Annotated in this window: 6 protein-coding genes; all 6 read right to left on the bottom strand. The window is 65.0% G+C overall.

What is annotated here, in order from left to right; all coding sequences use genetic code 11:
- Positions 1 to 299, bottom strand: a 299-nt coding sequence (locus tag B3C64_RS04880; protein ID WP_291534129.1) for a HisA/HisF-related TIM barrel protein, incomplete at its 3' end; no start/stop codon positions are given.
- A gap of 112 nt (positions 300 to 411) precedes the next feature.
- A complete protein-coding gene (gene hisH, locus B3C64_RS04875; protein ID WP_291534126.1) occupies positions 412 to 1,059 on the bottom strand; it encodes an imidazole glycerol phosphate synthase subunit HisH in 648 nt (215 codons plus the stop codon).
- Between the two features lie 79 nt (positions 1,060 to 1,138).
- Positions 1,139 to 1,891: a hypothetical protein gene (locus B3C64_RS04870; protein WP_414632163.1), complete on the bottom strand. Its 753-nt coding sequence runs from the start codon at positions 1,889 to 1,891 to the stop codon at positions 1,139 to 1,141.
- Positions 1,891 to 2,490: an imidazoleglycerol-phosphate dehydratase HisB gene (gene hisB / locus B3C64_RS04865; protein WP_291534124.1), complete on the bottom strand. Its 600-nt coding sequence runs from the start codon at positions 2,488 to 2,490 to the stop codon at positions 1,891 to 1,893. The genes B3C64_RS04870 and hisB overlap by 1 nt, the downstream gene beginning before the upstream one ends.
- A 151-nt stretch (positions 2,491 to 2,641) precedes the next feature.
- On the bottom strand, positions 2,642 to 3,817 hold the full coding sequence (locus tag B3C64_RS04860; protein ID WP_291534122.1) for a histidinol-phosphate transaminase: 1,176 nt from the start codon (positions 3,815 to 3,817) through the stop codon (positions 2,642 to 2,644).
- Positions 3,814 to 5,112: histidinol dehydrogenase (gene hisD / locus B3C64_RS04855; protein WP_291534120.1), on the bottom strand; the 1,299-nt coding region annotated here is incomplete at its 5' end. The genes B3C64_RS04860 and hisD, both read right to left, overlap by 4 nt.

The raw sequence follows: 5,112 nt of genomic DNA, 5'->3' as shown, positions 1-5,112 counted from the left end.
GCCGCGCCGGCCTCCAATGCGGCGTCCAGCGAAGCGTCGTCGCGCACGCCGCCCGACATCTCGATGTTGACCTTGTCACCCAGCTCCCTCACGATCGCGCGCAGCTGGTCGCGGTTGTCGCCGGTGCCGAAAGCGGCATCGAGATCGACGAGATGGATCCATTCCGCTCCGGACTCGACCCACGTGCGCGCGGCCTCCAGAGGAGAGCCGTAATCGGTTTCCGAACCGGATTCACCCTGACGCAGGCGCACGGCCTTGCCATCGCGAACATCGACTGCGGGAAGCAACGTCAAAGACATGTCAATACCTCTCTTTTCCAAACCGGCAATCGTCGCCGGCAAAACTGTTCCTGTGTGTTGGGCGCGTCGTATGCAGGCCCCGCATACGACGACGCGGCCACGAAAATCGAATTCAGAACGTCGCGACCCAGTTGCGCAGCAGCTGGGCGCCGGCCTCGGCGGATTTCTCCGGATGGAACTGCGTGGCGAACAACGGTCCGCGCTCGTACGCGGCGACGAAGCGGGTACGCCCATACGTGCACCATGTCACATGCTCCTCGGCGCCGCCGAAATCGATCTGGTCGGCGGAGGTGTCGGCGGGCGCCGCGCTGGTGGCTGCGAAGGAATGCACGAAGTAGAAACGTTCGCGCTCAAGGCCCCTGAGCAACACGGACCCCTCCGGGGCCTCGACGTTGTCCCATCCCATGTGCGGCACCACATCGGCATCCAGCAGGTCGACATCGCCGGCGATCAGACCGAGGCCACGCGCGCCGTCCGCATGCTCCATGCCGCGTTCGAACATGATCTGCTCGCCGACGCACACACCGAGCACCGGACGGCCCGCACGCAGGCGGTCCTTGATGATCGTGTCGCCCTCGACGCTTTTGAGTCCCTCCATGCAGGCCGCGAACGCGCCCACGCCGGGCACCACAAGCCCATCGGCCTCCAACGCCTGGCGATGGTCCGAGGTGAGCGTCACATCGAGGCCAAGGTTCGCCAATGCGCGGACCATGGAACGAACGTTGCCGAAACCGTAATCGAAAACCACCACTGAAGTCATGGGCGTTCTCCTTCCTGTACGCACCCGAGGTGCGTTTCGTTTGCAATGCCTGTCGTAGAGCTCATTAATCCCCGCACCGTCAGTCGATGCTTGATCCGCCACGTCCGAAACGCGTGTGCTCGGCGATGATCTTCATCGCCTCGTCATGGTCGATGCTGGCGGAATCGACGATGTTGAGACCGTTTTTGCGCAATCCCTCCAAATCGTCGATGCCCAGCATCAGATCCTCCACGAACGACGCGGTGGACGTGAACAGAATCGGCGGCGCGAAGGTGCGGACGGATTTGCCGTCCACGTACAACGTCGCCTCGAGCTTGTCCGCGCGGTTGACCGCGAGCACGGCGGGCATGCCGGAGATCACGACGGTCATGTCCTTCACCGCGGCCTCCGGACCGTCGCCCTGCAGATTGCGGAGCACCGCGACGGCGCCCTGTTCGGAATCGATGCACTGCGCGGAGACGTCGGAAAGCTCACAGAACGCGGCGAGCAGACGCGCGGAGGTAAGACGGGTGATGATCGCCGCCATCTTCGCCCGATTGCCCAGCAGCCCCTGCAGCTCGTCCTCGAAATCAAGGGAGGTCTCCGCCGCGTCGACGACACCGCCGGCATCCGTATCGGATGCCTCATCGGACGTCTCCGCATCGGGACTGGACTGTTCGTCCCGTTCCGCTGGCGCGGAATCCTGTTTGGCGGCTTCGGCCTCCTGGAATTCCCGTTCGAAACCCGCCATGGCCGCTTCCAGCTCCTCTTCGCTGAAATGCATGCCGTCGGCATTGGATTCGTCGGGATTTTCCGGCGTCAAACCGTCGGAATCCTTGGGATTGTCACTCATCACAGGGAACCCTTCGTGCTGGGGATGCCGTGGACGCGCGGATCCGGTTCGACGGCGAAGCGCAGCGCGCGGGCAAGCGCCTTGAATTCGGCTTCGGCGATGTGGTGCGGGTCACGCCCGGCGATCACGTGCATATGCAGGCAGATGCCGGCGTGCATGGCGATGGATTCCATGACGTGGCGCACGAGGGAGCCGGTGAAGTGGCCGCCGATCATGCAGTATTCGAAGCCTTCCGGCTCGCCGGTGCACACGCAGTACGGGCGTCCGGAGATGTCGACGACGGCCTTGGCGAGCGCCTCGTCGAGCGGCACGGTGGCATCGGCGAAGCGACGGATGCCATGCTTGTCGCCAAGGGCCTGCTTCAGAGCCTCGCCGAATACGATGGCGATGTCTTCGACGGTGTGGTGCGCGTCGATGTCGGTGTCGCCAGTGGCCTTGATTGTGAGGTCGATGAGCGAATGCTTGCCGAGCGCCGTCATCATATGGTTGTAGAACGGCACGGAGGTGTCGATGTCGGTTTTGCCGGTACCGTCAAGGTTCAGGCTCAGCTCGACTTTGGATTCGCTGGTTTCGCGAACGATGGTTGCGGTACGTGCCATGTTTTACGGCTCCTTTTCACGACATGCGCGCGGACGCCGCGCGCATGCGGATATTCGGCGGAGACGTTCGGACGATGGAACCGTCCGAACGTCTCCGCCGCTGTGTTTTCGTTGGTGTGTTGTGGTTCCGGCCTCGTCTTGGCCGAAGTGCTCAATCCTGTTCCACGAGGCGGAGCGTCTCGACGAGCGCTTCGCGGAAACGGGCCATTTCCTCGTCGGTGCCCATGCACACGCGCAGCCAGCCTTCCGGTCCGACGACGCGGATGAGCACACCGCGCCTGAGCAGTTCGTCGAAGATGCGGTCGCGGTCGTCGAAATGGCCTCCGAAGAGGATGAAGTTGGATTGCGTTTCGGCGGCTTCGAGCGGCTGGCCTTTGTAGGTCTGCTGCTTGAGCCATGCGACGGTGGCATTGCGGGTCTCACGAAGATGCGCCACGCGGCTCAGCTGCTCGTCGGTGTGTTCGAACGCGGCGAGGGCCGCGGCCTGGGTGACCGCGGACAGGTGGTACGGCATGCGCACGATGCGCACGCAGTCGATGATGCCCTTGTTCGCGGCGAGATAGCCGACGCGGGCGCCGGCGAAGGCGAAGGCCTTGCTCATGGTGCGGCTCACGGCGAGGTTGTCGTATTCGCCGATGAGCTCCAGTGCGGTGGGCGTGCCAGGATCGCGGAATTCGATGTAGGCCTCGTCCACGACGACCACCGGGTGCACGCCTTCGGCCGCGCCCGCCACTTCGGCGGTTTTGGCGGCGTCGAGCACGCGTCTGAGGTCTTCCGGCTTGAGCGGCGTGCCGGTCGGATTGTTCGGGCTGGTCAGCACGATCAGGGCCGGCTTGACCTCCCCGATGGCCTTGATCGTGGCTTCGACGTTGAGCGTGAAGTCCGCGTTACGGTGCGCGAGCCTCCACTGGGTGAACGTGTCGCGCGCGTATTCCGGATACATGGAGTATGTCGGATCGCAACCGAGCGCGATGCGCCCCGGACCGCCGAAGGCCTGGAACAGCTGCAGCATGATCTCGTTGGAGCCGTTGGCGCCCCACAGCTGGTCGACCTCCAGTTTGACGCCGGATTCGCGCTCAAGGTACTTCGAGAACGCCTTGCGGAGCTCGATGTGCTCGCGGTCCGGATACCGGTTGAGCGTCGGAGCGATCTCTTTGACGCGCTGCGCGATGGTTTCGACCACGGCCGGCTCCGGCGCGTATGGATTCTCGTTGACGTTGAGGCATACCGGCACGTCGAGCTGCGGCGCGCCGTATGGCTCCTCGCCGATCAGGTCGTTGCGCAGAGGAAGGTATGCCGGGATGGCGTTGCCGGAAGTCTCGCTCATCGAAGGCCCGCCTGCTCTTCCTGTTCCTTGATGGTCGCCTTGTCGTACGGGTCATCGATGAAACGGCTCAGCACGCACTCGCCGTGGGCCGGCAGGTCTTCGGAGACGGCGAAGGCGTTCACGCGCGCGGCGAGGGTCTTCAGGCCCTGCTCGTCGTATTCGATGACCTCGACCGGCTTCATGAAGGTGTGCACGCCGAGGCCGGCGGCGAATCGCGCGGTGCCGGAGGTCGGCAGCACGTGGTTGGAGCCGGACATGTAGTCGCCCAGCGGCACCGGGGAGTACGGCCCGCGGAAAATGGCGCCGGCGTTACGGATCTTCGCGATCACCGCGTCCGGGTCGGCCGTCTGAATCTCCAGGTGCTCGGCCGCGTACGCGTTGGCGGCGTCGATGGACTGCGCGATGTCGTCGGTGAGGATGATGCCGGACTGTCGGCCGCTCAACGAGGTCTTGACACGCTCGGCGTGCTCGGTGCGCGGCACGCGGTGCTTGAGGTTCTCCTGAACCTGTTCGGCGATGTCTTCGCTGTCGGTGATCAGCACGGAACCCGCAAGCTCGTCATGCTCGGCCTGACCGATCAGATCGGCCGCGAGCCAGCTCGGGTTGGCGCCCTTGTCGGCGACGATGGCGATTTCGGTCGGGCCCGCGACCGCGTCGATGCCCACGATGCCGGAGACCATGCGCTTCGCGGTGGCGACGAAGATGTTGCCCGGTCCGGTGATCTTGTCGACCGGATCGCACAGGATCTCGCCGTCCTGCGGCTCGGAACCCTTGGCGCCATAGGCGAACATGGCGATGGCCTGGGCGCCGCCGACCGCGTACACCTCGTCCACGCCGAGGATGGCGCAGGTGGCGAGGATGGTCTTGTCCGGCAATCCATCGGAATTGTTGCGGCTCGGCGGAGTCGCGATGGCGAGGGATTCGACGCCGGCGGCCTGGGCCGGAACGACGTTCATGATGACGGAGCTCGGGTACACGGCCTTGCCACCCGGCACGTACAGGCCGACGCGCTGCACCGGAATCCAACGTTCGGCGACGCGGGCGCCTTCGGCCAGGTCGGTGTGGAACGGGGCCGGCACCTGGGAAGCGGACACGGCGCGGCAACGGCGCACGGATTCCTCGATGGCGGCACGCACCTCGGGGTCGAGCTCGTCGACGGCCGCCTTCATGGCCTCGACCGGCACGCGCAGGTTCTGCGGACGGATATGATCGAACTTCTCGGCGAAATCGCGCAGGGCCGCAGCGCCGCGGGCCTTCACGTCATCGAGGATCGGCTGCACGAGTTCGGTCGCCTC

This window comes from Bifidobacterium sp. UBA6881, assembly GCA_002451435.1.
Taxonomy (GTDB): Bacteria; Actinomycetota; Actinomycetes; order Actinomycetales; family Bifidobacteriaceae; genus Bifidobacterium.
The sequence above is the reverse complement of the archived record's forward strand: the minus strand, read 5'-3'. Positions and strand labels throughout refer to the sequence as shown.